This is a genomic window from Pseudarthrobacter sulfonivorans (assembly GCF_001484605.1).
In the GTDB taxonomy this organism is placed as follows: Bacteria; Actinomycetota; Actinomycetes; order Actinomycetales; family Micrococcaceae; genus Arthrobacter; species Arthrobacter sulfonivorans_A.
Genome location: NZ_CP013747.1, coordinates 4,358,314 through 4,374,123, shown reverse-complemented (window position 1 = coordinate 4,374,123; position 15,810 = coordinate 4,358,314). Strand labels below are relative to the sequence as shown.

The window sequence follows — 15,810 nt, the reverse complement described above, 5'->3', positions numbered from 1 at the left end:
GACATCACTGAACTTCACTACTTGGACACTAACCGGTTTGGTGGCCGATTTGTTCGCGGGAATCGCGCTGTTCGCTGACGGCGCACGATCCCTGCGAGAGCCCGTTAACCAAGGCAGCCCCCGGACCAATAGGTCCAGGGGCTGCCTTCAGTCGCACTACCAGGGGCGTGCTAGAACTTCACGGCTGCCGGGTCGTCACTCGGGGTGGCCGCGGTCTCGGCGTTGGTGTCTTCAGCGGACTCGGCCTCAACGGCGGGAGCCTCTTCTTCGCCGCCGGGGCGGACGAAGTCGCTGAGGTCAACGGTCTTGCCCTCGGTGTCGGTCACGGTGGCCTGGCCCAGGACAACGGCCAGTGCCTTCCGGCGGCGGACCTCGGAAACCATCATGGGAACCTGACCGCTCTGATCGATGATCTGGGCGAACTGGTTCGGGTCCATGCCGTACTGGCTGGCCGCGCTGACGATGTAGTCGATCAGCTCAGCCTGGCTGACGTTGACTTCTTCCTTTTCGGCAATGGCGTCGAGGATGACTTCGTTCTGGAAGGCGCGGGCGGTGTTGGCCTTGACCTCTTCGCGGTGCTCTTCGGTGTCGTGTTCGCCTTCACCGTGGCCGTTGCCCTCCTTGAAGTGGGCGTCGACCTGCTCTTCAACTACGGAGTCGGGAACCGGAACCTCAATGAGCTCAACGAGCTTGTCCAGGACCTTGTCGCGGGCCTCTACACCCTGCTCAACAACCTTCGATTCGGCGGCCTGCTTGGCCAGGTCCTCACGGAGTTCGGCAAGGGTGTCGAACTCGGAGGCCAGCTGGGCGAAGTCGTCGTTGGCCTCGGGAAGCTCGCGCTCCTTGACGGCCTTGACAACAACCTTCACCTGGGCGGACTCGCCGGCGTGGTCACCGCCCACCAGGGTGGTTTCGAAGATGGCGTCCTCGTCAACGCTGAGGCCGGTCACAGCCTCGTCCAGGCCCTCGAGCATGGTTTCGGTGCCTACCTGGTAGGACAGGCCGGACGCGGAATCAACGTCGGCGCCGTCAATGGTGGCGGTGATGTCGATGGTCAGGAAGTCGCCATCGGCGGCCGGGCGGTCCACGGACTTCAGCGTGCCGAAGCGGCCGCGCAGTTCATCCAGGGCCTTGTCAACGTCTTCGTCGGAGGACTCCGCTGCGGCTACCTCGACCTTGATGCCGGCGTAGTCCGGGAGTTCGATCTCCGGACGGATATCAACCTCGGCGTGGAACTTCAGTTCCCCGTCCGTAGAAGTGGGGTCCGGAACTTCGGTGATTTCAACCTCGGGACGGCTCAGGGGGCGGATGCCGGATTCCTGGACTGCAGCCTGGTACCAGCCGTTGAGGCCTTCGTTGATGGCCGTCTCCAGGACGTAGCCGCGGCCAACGCGCTGATCAATCAGCTTGGACGGGACCTTGCCCTTACGGAAGCCAGGGACCTGGATCTGCGAAGCAACAGTCTTGTATGCCTCGTCGATGCTGGGCTTCAATTCCTCAAAAGGGACCTCAACATTGAGCTTGACCCGCGTGGGGGTGAGGTTCTCGACAGCGCTCTTCACGGTCTAAGTACTCCTGGGTTTGTGGGATGGGTTTCTGCAAACGCATTTTTCTGCCCGGGCCGCTTGCACGGCCCGAGCCGCAGAGTCGGGGTGACAGGATTTGAACCTGCGACTTCCTGCTCCCAAAGCAGGTGCTCTAGCCAAGCTGAGCTACACCCCGTAAGTGCACAGGCAAGTCTACGGTCATCCGGGCGTTCTTTGCACATTTGACACGTGGGGCATGAATTAGGTTTAGTTGTATCCGGCTTCAACAGCCAGCCCGAAGAAACGCAGAGCAGCCCGACGCAACAGCTGAGCTGTATTTTTCCGGGGACGTAGCTTAATGGTAAAGCCTCAGTCTTCCAAACTGATTACGCGGGTTCGATTCCCGTCGTCCCCTCCACATAAGCAGGGCCCCTCAGCTGAGGGGCCCTGCTTTTTTGTTTGGCCGACTTGGGTTGGCTACTGCTGGCAGCCGGGGCACCAGTAGAGCTTGCGGCCCACCATTTCGGTGATGGCCACCGGCACGGCGCAGACCCGGCAGGGCTGCCCTTCGCGCTTGTACACAAAGTGGGCGTCGCCGCCCGTGGGCAGGAGCGCCCCCGGTTCCCGGTTATCCGGCTCCCAATACACCGGCGGTGTGGTGATGATCCGCCCGTCGCGGACGCCGTCGGCCATTACTGCGGCTGTGTCGTCCCACAACAGACCGGCGGCGCTGCTGGAGAGTCCAGTACCCGGCAGCCACGGATCCAGCCGCTGCCGGAACAGCACTTCGGCCCGGTAGACATTCCCGACGCCGGCAATCACCTTCTGGTCCATCAGCAGGGCTGCGATGGACGTCTTGCGGGACAAAAGGCCCGTCACAAAGCGGGTCCTGTCCGCGGGATGGTTGTGCAGCGGATCCGGCCCCAGCCGAGCCAGGACGGCCCGGGCTTCTGCATCGGTGATGGCCGCGCAAGTGGTGGCACCGCGGAGGTCCGCCCAGCCATGCTTGCTGACCAGCCGGACACGCACGGCGCCGCGGGGCTCGGGAGGTCCCGCGTACTCACCCATCCCGGCGTCGTCGGTAGTTTCGGGGTCCTCGAAAACCTCGCGCTCCCCGATCTTCCGCGGGGCACCGATGCTGGAGGCCCCGCTGAAGGTCGCGTCGCCGCCGAAGTCCCAGGCCCCGTAGAGCCCCAGGTGGACGTGCAGCACCACAGCGTGGTCAAAATGCAGGAAGAGATGCTTGCCGTGGGCGCGCGAATCCGTCAGGACCTGGCCGTCCAGCAGGGCTGCGCCGGCAACGAACCGGCCCTGCGGGCTGCTCACGGATAGCGATTCCCCGGTAAAGACGTCCCCGAACTGTTGCGCCAGGCGGCGGACTGAATGCCCTTCGGGCACTACTCGATGACCTCGCCGGTGGTTTCGTAAGCCGCGATCTTGCCGATGCGGCGGACGTGCCTTTCGTCGTTGCTGAAGGGCTCAGCCAGGAACGCCTCGATCAGTTCGGTTGCTTCTTCGACAGTGTGCTGGCGGCCGCCCACGGCCACCACGTTGGCGTCGTTGTGTTCGCGTGCCAAAGTTGCGGTGGAGTGGTTCCAGGCGAGGGCTGCGCGGACCCCCTTGACCTTGTTGGCGGCGATCTGCTCACCGTTGCCCGAGCCGCCCAGGACGATGCCCAGGGCGTGGATTCCTGTCTGCTGGTCAGCGACGACGGCGAGCGCTGCGTTGATGCAGAAGGACGGGTAGTCGTCCAGGGCGTCGTATTCCTTGGGGCCGTGGTCCACCACGTCGTAGCCCTTGGCCGTGAGGTGGCTGACCAGGTGGGCGCTGAGTTCCATGCCTGCGTGGTCGGTGGCGATGTGTACCCGCGGGAAGGCAGGGGAAGAAGTCACAGCAATATCCGTTCGTTTCGGCGCCAGGGCCAGCAGTGCTGGTTCAGGCCAGGGTCAGATCATCAGGGACAAGGTTACTAGGACTCAGACTCCGGCGCGCGTTCGCCGGAAGTGCCCCCGTGCGCCCTGGCAGCCACCCGGGTCAGGACTTCCGCCAGCCGGGCCGCGGATGCCGGGCTGCCGCCGCTGACCGCAAGGTTGCGCCCGTCGGTTTGATGCACGACGACGGCGGGCCCGCTGCTGACCAGCATCGCGGCGGTGCCGCTGTGGTTGCGGTAGCCCCACCCGCCGTAGTCGGCGGCGCGGACGTCCGCGGCACTTGCGGTGGAGATCGCGGCCGCCGGCACATCCATGACCGGCAGCACTCCGGCCACCAGGACACGCAGGCCGCGGCGATCGGCCTTGACGCGGGCGCAGAGGAAAGCAGCGGCCACCACAGCGAGGGCAGCCACCAGGGCCCCGAGCCAGGGCAGCGCCACAGCGATCAGCGCGGCCGGGAACAGGCTTGCCACCGCGATCATCACAAAGACCGAGCTGCGGGCGTGCACCCACATCCGGAACGTGTCCCCCGCAAGCTCCGGGTCAAGCTCGCGGGCGAGGGCCCGCTCCAGGGCCCGGTCATCGTCAAGCGACCACTGCCGGTCGGCCTTGAACACGAAGCCCATGATGACACCCAGCGACAAGGCCGCCCCGCTGCCCAATGCGAGAACCGTGAGATCCACCTGGGACTCCCGGGCGTCCGCGAGGCCGGCCTGCCCCACCAGCCCGGCCGCCAGGACGCTGGTGATGAACAGGCTCAGGAACAGTCCCGTCCCCATCATGATCCGGCGCATCACAGCGGGCCGGGACAGCGGTGCCGCCTGGAACATCACCAGCCAGCCTGAGGCGATGATAAGCAGCGCGCCGCCGGCCGCATAGGCGCCGAACGGGGCAAAGGAGGCGCCGCCGTCGGCCGTCCAGCTGATGGCTACGGGGTCCGGAAGATCGGGACGCAGCAAGAAGGCACAGAACACAAAAGCCGCCGCCAGGACCATGGGAAAGCCGACGGCGAAGCGCAGTGCCTTGGTGTCCACCGAATCCCGGAACTTTCCCATGCATTAACGCTACTCCCGCCGGAGGCCGTGACAGAATGACTTCACTGTGCCGCTGCAGGCCACCGCCCGCCGGCAACCGCAACCCCTTCTGGAGGCCCCACTTGCCAGGTATGAACCTGACTCGCGCCGAAGCCCGCGAGCGTGCCGCACTCATCAACGTTGACTCCTACGATGTCATCCTCGACCTGACCAGGGGCGGGAAGGTCTTCGGGACCACCACCACGGTGAAGTTCACGGCAGTGCCGGGTTCCACCACATTCATCGACGCCGTAACGCACGCCGTGCACACCGTCACGCTCAATGGGCACGCCCTGGACCCTGCGGCAGTGTCCGACGGTATCCGGATCCAGTTGCCGGACCTGGCGGCGGCCAACGAGCTCACGGTGGTGGCCGACGCGCCGTACATGAACACCGGCGAAGGCCTGCACCGCTTTGTGGATCCGGTGGACCACGAGGTGTACCTGTACACCCAGTTCGAGGTTCCCGATTCGCGCCGGATGTTCGCGGTGTTTGAGCAGCCCGACCTCAAGGGCACCTTCAGATTCACGGTCACCGCGCCGTCGCACTGGGATGTCATCTCCAACTCCCCCACCCCTGCCCCGGTGGAAGCCACACCAGGGGACGACGGCGGCGCCCGCTCCGTCTGGACGTTCACCCCCACACCGCGGCTGTCCTCCTACGTCACCGCCCTGATCGCCGGCCCGTACCAGTCGGTCCGCAGCGAAGTGGCCAGTTCCGACGGCCGCGTGATCCCGCTGGGAGTTTTTGCCCGGAAGTCCCTGATGCAATATCTCGACGCGGACAACGTCTTTGACCTGACCCGCCAGGGCTTCGAATTCTTCGAGGCGCAGTTCGGCTTCCCGTACCCGTTCGAGAAGTACGACCAGCTCTTTGTGCCCGAGTTCAACGCGGGCGCCATGGAGAATGCCGGCGCGGTGACCATCCTGGAAGGCTACGTTTTCCGGAGCAAGGTGACCGGGGCCCAGATCGAGCGCCGGGCCATCACCGTGCTGCACGAACTCGCCCACATGTGGTTCGGCGACCTGGTGACCATGCGCTGGTGGAACGACCTCTGGCTCAACGAATCCTTCGCCGAATACATGTCCCACCTCGCGGCCGTGGAAAACACGTCCTTCACGAGCGCGTGGACAACTTTCGCCTCGGTGGAGAAGTCCTGGGCCTACCGCCAGGACCAGCTGCCCACGACGCACCCGATCTTCGCCGACATCAGCGACCTGCAGGACGTGGAGGTCAACTTCGACGGCATCACCTACGCCAAGGGCGCGTCTGTCCTGCGCCAGTTGGTGGCGTGGGTGGGGCCGGAGCAGTTTATGGCCGGGGTCCGGGAGTACTTCGCCAAGCACGCCTGGCAGAACACCGAACTCAGCGACCTCATGGTCGAGTTGGAGAAGGCCAGCGGCCGCGACCTGGACCAGTGGGGCCGCCTCTGGCTGGAGACCGCCGGCGTCAACACCCTCAAGCCGGAGCTCGCCGTGGACGGCTCCGGGACGCTGACATCCTTCACCATCGTGCAGTCAGCCGTCGAGGAGTGGCCCACCATCCGTCCGCACCGGCTCGCCGTCGGGTTCTACAACCTGAACAGCGCGGGCAAGCTGGAGCGCGTGCACCGCGAGGAGCTCGACGTCGACGGCGAGCGCACCGAGGTTCCGGAGCTGGCGGGCCTGGCCCAGCCTGACCTGATCCTGGTCAACGACGACGACCTCGCCTACGCGAAAGTCCGGTTGGACGAGAAGTCCCTCGCCACGGCAACGGCGCACCTGAAGGACTTCAGCGAGAGCCTGCCGCGAACCCTGGTGTGGAACTCCGCCTGGGACGCCGCCCGCGATGGCGAGTCCCCGGCGCGCCGGTATGTGGAGCTGATCCTGGCCAACGTGGCCGCGGAATCGGATTCTTCGGTGATCCTGGTCCAGCTGCGCCAGCTGGCCACCACGCTGAACTTCTATGTGGCCGAGGAGCACCGCGAGGCCACAACGGTCACCGCCGTGGACACGCTGTGGGAGCTTGCCAGTGCAGCACTTGGCGGGTCCGACGCCCAGCTGCAGTTTGTGAAGTCGTTTGCCCTGTTGGCCGGCAGCCCGGGCCAGCTGGACACCGTCGCCGAGCTCCTGGATGGCACGGCGACCTTGGACGGGCTGGCCGTGGACCAGGACCTCCGCTGGGAGCTGCTGGCGTCCCTGGTGGCCGGTGGCCGGCGGGGCCAGGCACAGATCGATGCCGAACTGGAGCGCGACAACACCGCGAGCGGACAGAACGCCGCGGCTCTTGCGAAAGCCGCGATCCCCACGCCCGATGCCAAGGCCGCCGCGTGGGACTCGGTCGTGGTCACGGGAGAACTCTCCAATGCGCTCCAGGGTTCAGCGGTCTCAGGCTTTATGCGCGTGCTGGACCGTTCGCTGCTGGAGCCGTACGCGGAAAAGTACTTCGAGGCTGTTCCCGGGATCGTGGCAAACCGCACACACGCACTCGCCCAGCAGATCGTCGTCGGGCTTTACCCGGCACTGCTGACCACGCAGGCAACGGTGGACCGGACAGATGTTTTCCTCGCCGGCCTTCCGGCCGACAGCGCCGCCCTGCGCCGCATGATGCTGGAAAACCGGGACGGCGTGGCCCGGGCGTTGCGGGCACGCGCGGCCGACGTGCTGCCGGGCGAAGCCTAGGCCGGCGCCATGGGCCTGGGCGAGCACCACTATTCCCTGACGGTGCAGTGGACCGGCAACCTGGGTAACGGCACGTCGTCGTACCGGGGCTACTCACGGGACCACGACATCCGGATCCCCGGGCTGCCGGTCCTGCCCGGTTCCGCCGATCCGACGTTCCATGGGGACCGTGACCGCTACAACCCGGAGCAGCTGCTCCTGGCGGCGCTGGCGCAGTGCCACATGCTGTCGTTCCTGCACGTGGCGGTGAAGCACGGGGTGGTGGTGACCGACTATCAGGACGACGCCACCGGTGTGATGCGGCTGAACCGCGACGGCAGCGGACAGTTCGAGTCCGTCACGCTGAACCCGCGGGTGACCGTGGAGGACGCGGCCCACGTGGATCTCGCGGAACAGCTTCACCGCGAAGCCAACGCGGTCTGTTTCATCGCCCGCAGCGTCAACTTCCCCGTGCATCATTCACCCGTGACCGAGGTGGCCTGAGACCCAACTGGGTCGCACTAACTGTCGTTATGGGAGGTCATAACGACAGTTAGTGCGACCTACATGGGTGGGGTGCTTCAGTTCGCGCTCGGCCGGACTCAGCGGCTTCGAACAAGCTCCTCTGCCAGCCGTGTTTCGGTGGCGGGCGTGAGCCCTGCCTTGCGGGGGCGGTCCAGGCCGCGGCGGCGTTCGTCCTCCAGGGTGGCCGCCAGCGTTTCCTGCCAGGGTCTTATGGCCAATCCGGCGGCCCTGGCGGCGTGGTTGCTGCGGTCGCAGAACCCCTCGTGGCCGGGCGGCAGCCACAGCGGGAGGGAACCCGGTCCGGCCCAGTAGTCGATCCCTTGTTCCAGGAGCCAATCCTCCGGTGCGCTGAAGACCTCACCCCGATACCCGGCCACTGCTTTGGCCACCTCCAGGTACTCGCCAAAGGGCACGTGGTCCCCCACAGCGTTCAGCGGCCCTGTCACCCCGCGCTGGGCAGCATCGAGAACCCAGGCCGCGAGGTCCCGGACATCAATGACCTGCGTGGCGTGGCCGGCGATGGCCGGGACCACGGCAGGGCCGTTGTCCCTTGCGAACCTTGCGGGCCAGTAACCGTACCGGTCCGTTCCGTCGCCGGGGCCGCCGATCAGGCCGGCGCGGCAGAGGTGCGCCCTGTCCCCTGCGGCTTCCAGGGTTGCCTGTTCAATCGCAGACTTGGATTCCCCATAGTTCTCCGGAGTGGATTCCGTGCCGGCCGGCAAGGGGGCCAGGAGTGCGGCGTCCTCAGCAGCTCCCGGCGTCGAAGCGTCCGCATAGACGGAGCAGCTGGACACAAACGTCCAGTGGCTGGTCCGATGCGCCAGGGCGGTCAGCGCCTCCTTGGCCGGGACAGGATCTCGGGCCACGTCAATCACCGCATCCCAGTCCCGTGCCACCTGTGCGTAGCTGTTCGCGCCGAGTGAACGGTCCGCTTTTACCCACTGGACGCCGTCTGGCGGTTCCGTCGCGGACCCGCGGGCCAGGCAAGTGACTGCGTGACCTGCGGAAACGGCCTGCCGGGCGATTTCAGCGGAGAGAAAGGCGGTTCCGCCCAGAATGAGGATGCGCATGGGGACACGCTACGGCGCTAGGGTTGAAAGGGAATAGAGCCTTATGCCGCGGGCGAACCTGTGCATGGGCCGACGTCATCCCCCGGCCGCCGCCGGTGACCCCCCAAGGAGTTTTACCTCTATGTTCAGCACGATGTCGCTTACACCCCCGCCCCTCACCTCGCAGCCCGACGGCGTCAGCGTCACGGGCATCGCGATCAGCCTTGGCGTCGGAATCGCGATATGGCTGGTGGCCACCTTCGTGATTTCCCGGATCAGCAAGCGCGTGGCTGCGGGCACCAATTTCTTCAAGAAACCGCACTTCAAGTGGGTTGCCCCCGCCCTGCGGGCTTTGGATCACGAGCGCCGCGTGCAGCGGGCGGAAACCATCGGTTCCCTGCTCAACAGCATCGTCGGAGTTCTGGTGGCCGTGATCACCACCATGTATGTCCTGCAGAACCTGGACATCGACATCGCCCCGCTGCTGACCAGCGTGGGAATCCTGGGTATCGCCATTGGTTTTGGCGCCCAGCAGCTGATCCGCGACTTCCTTGCCGGCATCTTCATCACCATCGAGGACCAGTACGGGATCGGCGACGTCATCGAAACCAGCGAGGTGGTGGGCGTGGTCGAGTCCATGGGGCTGCGCATCACCCGGGTCCGCTCGGAGGACGGCGCCGTCTGGTACCTCCGCAATGGCGAGATCCTTCGGGTGGGCAACCGTTCGCAGGGCAACTACGTGCCGGTGCCGGACTCGCCAATCGCCGAGCAGGACACTGCCCTGAGTGCGCCCGCCACCGAGGCGAAAAAGACTGAGCAAAAGGCCGGAGAATAGAAACATGACCATACCCGCCGAGCCGCAGCAGCCACGCCAGCTCATGCAGAACGATCCCTTCAGCCAGCCCGGCTATACGGACAACTTCTACGACTCCGTGGGCGGACACAACACGTTCGCTAAGCTGATCGATGTCTTCTACGACGGCGTCGCCACTGACCCGCTGCTGCGCCCGATGTACCCGGAGGAGGACCTCGAGCCGGCCAAGCGGCGGTTCCTGATGTTCCTGGAGCAGTACTGGGGCGGGCCCACCACGTACGGCGAGGAGCGTGGCCACCCGCGCCTGCGGATGCGCCACATACCGTTCCGGGTCACGCCGGAGGCCAAGGACCGCTGGCTGTTCCACATGCGGACCGCTGTCGATGCCCTGGAACTGCCACCCTTGTACGAGGGAACACTCTGGGACTACATGGAACGCGCCGCGCTGTCCATGGTGAACAGCCCGTCGGAGGCGTGACGCGGCCTTCGGGCTTAGCGAATGGGCGCGTACGACGGCGGCTGGCCGGGTTTTAGAGGCCGCTGCCGGTGCGTGCCAGGACGTGGCCGCGTGGACCACTGAGGCGGAACCAACGGCCCGCCCGGTACAGCTTCTGGTCCGCGTCTGCGAGGAATCCCAGGGTGAGGGCCGCGAAGGCGGCTCCTGCCGGAAGGCCGGAGTCATCAAGGGCCCGGCCCCAAACAGCGGCGCGTGCGTTGTTGACGATCAGCGCCCCCGGCTGGGCGGGCATGATGCCCGCCACTTCGGTGATGCCGGCTTCGGCCGCCCGCCGGAGTTCGGCATCCGACAACGCACCCACCAGTTCCCAGCCGGTGCGCGGTGCGCCGACGCCTGTCCACGATTCGGTGACGGTGGACGGCGGAACCGGCAGCTCGACGTCGTCCTCCCCTGCCCTGGCAAGCCGGTCAAGGACGGCTGAGAGCGGTACCGTCACGTCAATCGCGGAAGGTTCCGCCAGCGCCATGGTCCGCAGGCCCAGGATGGTGGGGGTGGATTCGCCCAGCAGGCGGGGCCGCAGAACGCACACGTAGGCCGCGAGAACGGAACCTGCGGCCTGAAGCCGGATGGCGCCGTCGTCGACCGTCTTGGCACGGGTGGTGAATGTTCGCAGATCGGCGAGATCACGCGGATCGGCGAACCGGAAGGACTTCGTAAGTAGGTCAGACACATTAAGAACACTACCGGCTGAAGCTTGGTTGAGCAGCGGCGGGGCGACGTCTAGAGTCAATCCATGACTGAAGCCGAACCCGGACTGCTGGCGCCACCCAGCGGCGACCCCACCGAAACGCTCATCCAGCTCCTTGACCTTGGTGAGCTTGAGGGCGCCCGGACGGATGAGGACATCTTCCTTGGCCCATCGCAGCAGCAGCCCCGGCAGCGTGTGTTCGGCGGCCAGGTGCTGGCCCAGTCGCTGGTCGCTTCCATGAAGACGGTGGACCCGGAACGGTTTGTCCATTCCATGCATGGCTATTTCCTCCGGCCCGGCGACGCCAACAAGCCCATCACGTTCGGTGTCCAGCGCCTGCGTGACGGCCGGTCCTTTTCGGCGAGGCGTGTCCATGCCTACCAGGAAGGGGTGCCCATCCTTTCAATGATCGCGTCCTTCCAGGACCTGGACGAAGGCCTCGACCACGAATCCAAGATGCCCGCCGGGATTCCCGATCCTGAGTCGCTGCCGAGCACGGCCGACCTGCTGGGCAAGTTCGACCACCCCATCGCCCAGCACTGGGCTTACGAGCGGCCCTTTGACATCAGGCACGTCGACCCGCCGCTGTACGTTTCGGCCAAAGGCAAGAAGGAGGCCCGGAACGCCGTCTGGATGAAGACGTTCGGGCCCATGCCCGATGACTCAAACCTGCACCGGGCCGCCCTGGCCTACGCCAGCGACTACACGCTGCTGGAATCCATCCTGCGCCGCCACGGGCTGAGCTGGATCACGCCCGGCATGAGTGTCGCCAGCCTCGACCACGCCATGTGGTGGCACCGTCCCGCCCGGGTGGACGAATGGCTGCTCTACGTCCAGGAATCCCCCAGCGCCCAGGGAGCCCGCGGCCTCGCAACGGGCAAAATTTTCAACCGGGCCGGGCAGCACGTTGCCTCGGTGGCGCAGGAGGGCATGGTCCGGGTTCCCACCGACCTGAAAAACAAAGTAGTTGGCGCGTTCCAGTCCAAAGTCATGGAGCACCAGATCCGCAAGGCCGGGCGGAACTGAGGCTGAGCGGGCTGACTAAGCCGGCTGGCAGAGCGGGCTGACTGGCTTCCGGCAGGCAGCAGAAAGGCCGGCACCCTGACGGGGTGCCGGCCTTCATTGCGATCAGTCGCGGGTGAGGCGGCGGTGCGTCACGCGGTGCGGCTTGGCCGCATCGGGTCCGAGCCGCTCTACCTTGTTCTCCTCGTAGGATTCGAAGTTGCCCTCGAACCAGTACCACTTGGCGGGGTTTTCCTCGTCGCCTTCGTAGGCCAGGATGTGTGTGGCCACCCGGTCCAGGAACCAGCGGTCGTGCGATACCACCACGGCGCAGCCGGGGAACTCCAGCAGTGCGTTTTCAAGGCTGCTGAGCGTTTCGACGTCGAGGTCGTTAGTGGGTTCGTCAAGGAGCAGCAGGTTGCCGCCCTGTTTGAGCGTCAGTGCAAGGTTGAGGCGGTTGCGCTCACCACCGGAGAGCACCCCGGCCTTCTTCTGCTGGTCCGGACCCTTGAAGCCGAAAGCGGCAACGTAGGCGCGGGACGGCATTTCGACCTGGCCCACCTGGATGTAATCGAGGCCGTCCGAAACAACTTCCCACAGGGTCTTGTTCGGGTCGATGCCGCCGCGGCTCTGGTCCGCGTAGGAGATCTTGACTGAATCGCCGATCTTCAGCTCGCCGCCGTCGAGCGGCTCCAGGCCAATGATGGTTTTGAACAGCGTGGACTTGCCCACGCCGTTGGGGCCGATGACGCCGACGATGCCGTTGCGGGGAAGCGTGAAGGACAGGCCGTCGATCAGGGTGCGGTCGTCGAAGCCCTTCTGCAGGTTCCTGGCTTCCAGGACCAGCCCGCCCAGGCGCGGGCCCGGCGGGATCTGGATCTCTTCGAAGTCAAGCTTGCGCGTGCGGTCAGCCTCGGCAGCCATCTCCTCGTAGCGGGCCAGACGGGCCTTCGATTTGGTCTGGCGGCCCTTGGCGTTGGAGCGTACCCACTCGAGTTCCTCGGTGAGGCGCTTGGCCTGCTTGGCGTCCTTTTTGCCCTGGACTTCCAGGCGGGCACGCTTCTTCTCCAGGTACGTGGAGTAGTTGCCTTCGTAGGGGTACAGGTGGCCGCGGTCAACCTCGGCGATCCATTCCGCGACGTGGTCAAGGAAGTACCGGTCGTGGGTGACGGCAAGGACTGCGCCGGCGTAGCTGGAGAGGTGCTGTTCCAGCCACAGCACGCTCTCGGCGTCGAGGTGGTTGGTGGGCTCGTCCAGGAGCAGGAGGTCGGGCTTCTGCAGCAGGAGCTTGCAGAGGGCCACGCGGCGGCGCTCACCGCCGGAGAGCAGTGTCACGTCGGCGTCCGCGGGCGGGCAGCGGAGGGCGTCCATGGCCTGCTCAAGCTGGGAGTCGAGATCCCAGGCCTCAGCGGCGTCAATGGCTTCCTGCAGCTGACCCATTTCTTCGAGCAGGACGTCGAAGTCAGCGTCGGGGCTGGCCATTTCCTCGGAGATCTCGTTGAAGCGCTGGATCTTGCCGTAGATCTCGCCAACGCCTTCCTGGACGTTGCCCAGGACAGTCTTTTCCTCGTTCAGTGGCGGTTCCTGCAACAGGATCCCCACGGTGTAACCGGGGCTGAGCCGGGCCTCACCGTTGGACGGGATGTCCAGTCCGGCCATGATCTTCAGGATGGTGGACTTACCGGCACCGTTCGGGCCGACAACACCGATTTTGGCGCCCGGGAAGAACGACATGCTTACGTTGTCAAGAATGAGTTTTTCGCCAACTGCCTTGCGGGCATTGGTCATTGTGTAGATAAATTCCGCCATGGTTCCAAATCTAGTGGGTTGGCGGGCTTAACTCACATTCGAGGCGTCAGGCAGCCGCTCCCACGAAACACTTCCCGCTGGCCAGGACCGGCAGAACGATAACGGTGACGTTGCCATCGCGGACCTGTCCCACCACGCAGTCGGTGCCCTGCAACACAGCGGCCTCAATGGCATCAGCTTCCAGCCCGGTAGGCGTCCGGCTCGCCGACACTTCAACGGCCGCAGGGGGAATCCCGGCGCCGGTCAGCGCATCGGTCACCTGGGCGGTGGCTGGCTTTGGGGTCCCCGCCGCCAGCCTGCCCAGCGCGTCCGTTACTGTCTGTTTCATCTCCACGATGGCCGGATCCTCCGCCGGGGACGTGGAGGCCGGCCGGGTGGAGCCCGTGGTGGCCGGCCCCGAGGGGGTGGCCAGTTCGCCGGGCGTGGCAGCGCCCGTGCCTGTCGCCGTTGGGGAGCCGCCGGTGCAGGCTGCAAGCGCAAGAACCATCAGGAGGCTTCCGGCGAGCGCCGCGGGCGCCCGCCCCGCACGTGCCCCGAACCGCCGGGAACGGGTGGTCCGGCTGGTGATGGGGGTTGCCTGCCGGTTGTCCGTCGCGCGATTCATGCCGCCATTCTGCCACGCGGCCAAGCCTGGGACGGAACGGTCCCGGCGCGGGCGGACTGCCGGCCCCGGGCCCGCCCGCGTCCCGTGCGGTATCCAGCGCCAGCACTTTCAGACGGTGGCTCCGGCGAGCTCGCCTGTTTCAGCGTCCACCGGAATGCGGTTGCCGTCTGCATCCTCGTGGAAGACTCCCAACGCTGCGGCGTCGTCGTCCGTGTGCTCCCCTTCTTCCGGGTCTCCGCCGTCCTCGTCAGGATCAGCTGGGCCGACGCCGCTGCCCTCCGCTGACGCCTCCTGCCCTGCCGCGCCGTTGTCTGAGACGAGGTGCAGTCCGGTGTCGCTGGTACGGATGTAGTTGGCCGAACCACGCTTGAGGTCGTGACCCACGGAATCCGCATCGATTTCGGCCGAATGGTAGACCCGGCCGTCTTTCTCCCAGCTGCGCAGCTTGAGCCGGCCAACGACGATGACGCACTGGCCCTTTTTGATGCTGCAGGCCATGTTTCCGGCAAGCTGACGGTAGCCCTGGACGTTGAACCAGTTGGTGTGGCTGTCCACCCAGGCACTAGTGGCGCGGTCAAAACGCCGCGCGGTTGAACCGAGGCGGAACGAGGCTGTGCCAACGCCGCCCGGAGTTGTGGAGGTCTTGATATCCGTGGCAACGAAGCCCCGGAATGTTTGGTAGTCAGTCATCATCTTGTCCTGTCTCGAAAGGTAGCGCCTTAGCGGCAGAACCAGCTTCGCGCGGACAGCACCGGGCCGCGAGAGACAAGTTCGCGTATGTGCACAACCCTGCCTGAAACCGCCTTGTTGAGGACAAGAGCCCGCAGCGCGCGACGCTGATGCTGCGGCGCGTCGGGGCAATGTAGACTTTTGATGCGCCGGATCTATGGTCGTGGCGCCACGTGCCCCAGTAGCTCAGGGGATAGAGCAGCGGCCTTCTAATCCAAAGGCTTGCGTTCTGAGACCGGCTCAAGTTTTGGGGAGTGAAGATTGCCTCCCGGATCAGACGGATGCATGGCTGTATCGGCCTTACCCGTCTTCAACCACTCGACGTCCACGTCGCAGACGACTGCCCAGGCATTGATGACGAGCTTGCCCGGCATGGTGGCGCCGCGCTCATAGTTGGAAACCGTAGCCCGACTGATTCCGAGCTCTGCGGCAATGTCCGCCTGCTCAAAGCTATTCAGTTCTCGCGCTAAGCGGAGCCGGTCTTTCAACTGAAATTCCGGGGTTCGAGTGTGCATCGGTTGGGTGCTCATGAGTCAAAGCTATGTCACAGACAAAGCTTTGTCTAGATTTCAAACTACAAACTTTCGTGTAATTCAAAACACGCGCCGCAAATCTTCCCTCTGACAAGTCTTTGACATATGTCAAAGGTGCGCCTATCTTTGACACATGCCAACAACTGCACCTCACCTGATCACCACGGCGCAAGCGTCCAAAGTCTCAGGCAAGAACTGGCGGACCATCATTCGGCTGGTCGAACGGGGCGACCTAAGCCCCGCTCAGAAGCTGCCTGGTCTTCGCGGTGCTTACCTCTTCCACGCCAGCGACATAGAAGCATTGAAGCCGGCCGCCGGCCCTCCCGCCGCCGAGTCCCTCAAGTAACCCACGGGCCTACCGCAGGCATAAA

General features: G+C 65.4%; 16 protein-coding genes and 2 tRNA genes. 7 read left to right on the top strand and 11 right to left on the bottom strand.

Annotated features, from left to right (window positions below; genetic code table 11):
• Positions 1-170: 170 nt before the first annotated feature.
• Complete coding sequence (tig, locus tag AU252_RS19945; protein ID WP_058932203.1) at positions 171-1,562, bottom strand: trigger factor; 1,392 nt, start codon at positions 1,560-1,562, stop codon at positions 171-173.
• Positions 1,563-1,647: 85 nt separating this feature from the next.
• Positions 1,648-1,722 (bottom strand) — tRNA-Pro (locus AU252_RS19940).
• 148 nt (positions 1,723-1,870) lie between these two features.
• Between AU252_RS19940 and AU252_RS19935 the strand changes: the two genes are divergently transcribed.
• Positions 1,871-1,944: transfer RNA gene (locus AU252_RS19935), tRNA-Gly, on the top strand.
• 59 nt (positions 1,945-2,003) lie between these two features.
• Here the strand turns inward: AU252_RS19935 and AU252_RS19930 are convergent.
• The 3 genes from AU252_RS19930 to AU252_RS19920 all read right to left on the bottom strand — a co-directional run bounded on the left by AU252_RS19930 (position 2,004) and on the right by AU252_RS19920 (position 4,512).
• Positions 2,004-2,924 (bottom strand): Fpg/Nei family DNA glycosylase, encoded by a 921-nt coding sequence (locus AU252_RS19930; protein ID WP_058932202.1) that lies wholly within the window; start codon positions 2,922-2,924, stop codon positions 2,004-2,006.
• Entirely contained in the window at positions 2,924-3,418 is a 495-nt protein-coding gene (locus AU252_RS19925) for a ribose-5-phosphate isomerase (RefSeq protein ID WP_058932201.1), read from the bottom strand. Before AU252_RS19925 ends, AU252_RS19930 begins: the two co-directional genes overlap by 1 nt.
• 77 nt (positions 3,419-3,495) lie before the next feature.
• Positions 3,496-4,512 (bottom strand): hypothetical protein, encoded by a 1,017-nt coding sequence (locus AU252_RS19920; RefSeq protein ID WP_058932200.1) that lies wholly within the window; start codon positions 4,510-4,512, stop codon positions 3,496-3,498.
• A gap of 110 nt (positions 4,513-4,622) precedes the next feature.
• Between AU252_RS19920 and pepN the strand changes: the two genes are divergently transcribed.
• Together pepN and AU252_RS19910 are read left to right on the top strand one after the other, a co-directional pair.
• Positions 4,623-7,190 (top strand): aminopeptidase N, encoded by a 2,568-nt coding sequence (gene pepN, locus AU252_RS19915; RefSeq protein ID WP_058932199.1) that lies wholly within the window; start codon positions 4,623-4,625, stop codon positions 7,188-7,190.
• Between the two features lie 9 nt (positions 7,191-7,199).
• Positions 7,200-7,673, top strand: coding sequence for an OsmC family protein (locus AU252_RS19910; protein ID WP_058932198.1), 474 nt, complete (start codon positions 7,200-7,202; stop codon positions 7,671-7,673).
• Positions 7,674-7,771: 98 nt separating this feature from the next.
• On the opposite strand, the gene AU252_RS19905 is transcribed toward AU252_RS19910, so the two are convergent.
• Positions 7,772-8,764, bottom strand: a complete 993-nt coding sequence (locus AU252_RS19905; RefSeq protein ID WP_058932197.1) for an epimerase — start codon at positions 8,762-8,764, stop codon at positions 7,772-7,774.
• A 121-nt stretch (positions 8,765-8,885) separates the two neighbouring features.
• On the opposite strand from AU252_RS19905, the gene AU252_RS19900 reads away from it, so the two are divergent.
• Complete coding sequence (locus AU252_RS19900; protein ID WP_058932196.1) at positions 8,886-9,578, top strand: mechanosensitive ion channel family protein; 693 nt, start codon at positions 8,886-8,888, stop codon at positions 9,576-9,578.
• A gap of 4 nt (positions 9,579-9,582) precedes the next feature.
• Complete coding sequence (locus tag AU252_RS19895) at positions 9,583-10,035, top strand: globin (protein ID WP_058932195.1); 453 nt, start codon at positions 9,583-9,585, stop codon at positions 10,033-10,035.
• A gap of 52 nt (positions 10,036-10,087) precedes the next feature.
• Here AU252_RS19895 and AU252_RS19890 read toward each other — a convergent pair whose 3' ends face one another.
• Positions 10,088-10,744: a hypothetical protein gene (locus AU252_RS19890; RefSeq protein ID WP_058932194.1), complete on the bottom strand. Its 657-nt coding sequence runs from the start codon at positions 10,742-10,744 to the stop codon at positions 10,088-10,090.
• Between the two features lie 63 nt (positions 10,745-10,807).
• On the opposite strand from AU252_RS19890, the gene AU252_RS19885 reads away from it, so the two are divergent.
• The gene (locus AU252_RS19885) at positions 10,808-11,788 is read left to right on the top strand and encodes an acyl-CoA thioesterase (protein WP_058932193.1); all 981 of its coding nucleotides are present in this window, start codon (positions 10,808-10,810) and stop codon (positions 11,786-11,788) included.
• Between the two features lie 102 nt (positions 11,789-11,890).
• Here the strand turns inward: AU252_RS19885 and ettA are convergent, their stop codons facing one another.
• From ettA to AU252_RS19865, 4 genes are all read right to left on the bottom strand, one after another.
• Positions 11,891-13,573 carry an energy-dependent translational throttle protein EttA gene (gene ettA / locus AU252_RS19880; RefSeq protein WP_058932192.1) on the bottom strand — a complete coding sequence of 561 codons (1,683 nt, stop codon included), beginning with the start codon at positions 13,571-13,573 and terminating at the stop codon, positions 11,891-11,893.
• A 46-nt stretch (positions 13,574-13,619) separates the two neighbouring features.
• Positions 13,620-14,177, bottom strand: a complete 558-nt coding sequence (locus AU252_RS24670) for a DUF6993 domain-containing protein (protein WP_240484235.1) — start codon at positions 14,175-14,177, stop codon at positions 13,620-13,622.
• 108 nt (positions 14,178-14,285) lie between these two features.
• Positions 14,286-14,867, bottom strand: coding sequence for a single-stranded DNA-binding protein (locus AU252_RS19870; protein ID WP_058932191.1), 582 nt, complete (start codon positions 14,865-14,867; stop codon positions 14,286-14,288).
• 248 nt (positions 14,868-15,115) lie between these two features.
• Positions 15,116-15,436: a helix-turn-helix domain-containing protein gene (locus tag AU252_RS19865; RefSeq protein WP_083510486.1), complete on the bottom strand. Its 321-nt coding sequence runs from the start codon at positions 15,434-15,436 to the stop codon at positions 15,116-15,118.
• A 136-nt stretch (positions 15,437-15,572) separates the two neighbouring features.
• Here AU252_RS19865 and AU252_RS23960 point away from each other — a divergent pair, with 136 nt between their 5' ends.
• Positions 15,573-15,785 carry a helix-turn-helix domain-containing protein gene (locus AU252_RS23960; protein WP_157769022.1) on the top strand — a complete coding sequence of 71 codons (213 nt, stop codon included), beginning with the start codon at positions 15,573-15,575 and terminating at the stop codon, positions 15,783-15,785.
• The last annotated feature ends 25 nt before the right edge of the window (positions 15,786-15,810 follow it).

Excerpts from the sequence above, each read along its gene's own strand:
- AU252_RS19900 (WP_058932196.1), top strand. The coding sequence starts at position 8,886 with ATGTTCAGCACGATGTCGCTTACACCCCCGCCCCTCACCTCGCAGCCC.
- AU252_RS19920 (WP_058932200.1), bottom strand. The coding sequence starts at position 4,512 with ATGGGAAAGTTCCGGGATTCGGTGGACACCAAGGCACTGCGCTTCGCC.
- AU252_RS24670 (WP_240484235.1), bottom strand. The coding sequence starts at position 14,177 with ATGAATCGCGCGACGGACAACCGGCAGGCAACCCCCATCACCAGCCGG.
- AU252_RS19910 (WP_058932198.1), top strand. The coding sequence starts at position 7,200 with ATGGGCCTGGGCGAGCACCACTATTCCCTGACGGTGCAGTGGACCGGC.
- AU252_RS19865 (WP_083510486.1), bottom strand. The coding sequence starts at position 15,436 with ATGAGCACCCAACCGATGCACACTCGAACCCCGGAATTTCAGTTGAAA.
- AU252_RS19885 (WP_058932193.1), top strand. The coding sequence starts at position 10,808 with ATGACTGAAGCCGAACCCGGACTGCTGGCGCCACCCAGCGGCGACCCC.
- AU252_RS19905 (WP_058932197.1), bottom strand. The coding sequence starts at position 8,764 with ATGCGCATCCTCATTCTGGGCGGAACCGCCTTTCTCTCCGCTGAAATC.
- AU252_RS19895 (WP_058932195.1), top strand. The coding sequence starts at position 9,583 with ATGACCATACCCGCCGAGCCGCAGCAGCCACGCCAGCTCATGCAGAAC.
- ettA (WP_058932192.1), bottom strand. The coding sequence starts at position 13,573 with ATGGCGGAATTTATCTACACAATGACCAATGCCCGCAAGGCAGTTGGC.
- AU252_RS19870 (WP_058932191.1), bottom strand. The coding sequence starts at position 14,867 with ATGACTGACTACCAAACATTCCGGGGCTTCGTTGCCACGGATATCAAG.
- AU252_RS23960 (WP_157769022.1), top strand. The coding sequence starts at position 15,573 with ATGCCAACAACTGCACCTCACCTGATCACCACGGCGCAAGCGTCCAAA.
- pepN (WP_058932199.1), top strand. The coding sequence starts at position 4,623 with ATGAACCTGACTCGCGCCGAAGCCCGCGAGCGTGCCGCACTCATCAAC.